Source organism: Rhizobium deserti (genome assembly GCF_004358025.1).
GTDB lineage: Bacteria > Pseudomonadota > Alphaproteobacteria > Rhizobiales > Rhizobiaceae > Neorhizobium > Neorhizobium deserti.
Window position 1 is genome coordinate 1 of sequence record NZ_SMTL01000029.1, and the last position, 346, is coordinate 346.

At 60.4% G+C, this 346-nt stretch carries 1 protein-coding gene; it reads right to left on the reverse strand.

Annotation, left to right across the window (positions count from 1 at the left end):
* A partial coding sequence (locus E2F50_RS23100) for a TetR/AcrR family transcriptional regulator (RefSeq protein WP_161974342.1) occupies positions 1-346 on the reverse strand: 346 nt, incomplete at both ends.

Consider the following 346-nt stretch of genomic DNA (forward strand, 5'->3'; position numbering starts at 1 on the left):
CGAGAACGTCCGCCAGGTCCGGATGCGTTTCGGCAACAAATCGGTAGATGACATCACGTGCTGCGGACGTCAGGTTGCGGGCGGCATTCCGGGCGTCCACGTCGTTGCATCGGGTGCCTTCGATAGCCAGGCAGCCACCGCTGCCGGGATGTGCGGTGTACTTGTTCGCGGCGTCCTCCAGAACAGCGGAAAGTACCTCTGCCACCGGCCGACCGGGCTGAAGGATTTCTCCAAGCGGAACACCCTGAGTTTCGGTGTAGTGTCTGAGCGTGCGCGCGAACAACTCAGCCTTGCTTCCGTAAGCAGAATAGAGGCTGGGAGGATTGATGCCCAAGGCATCCGTTAA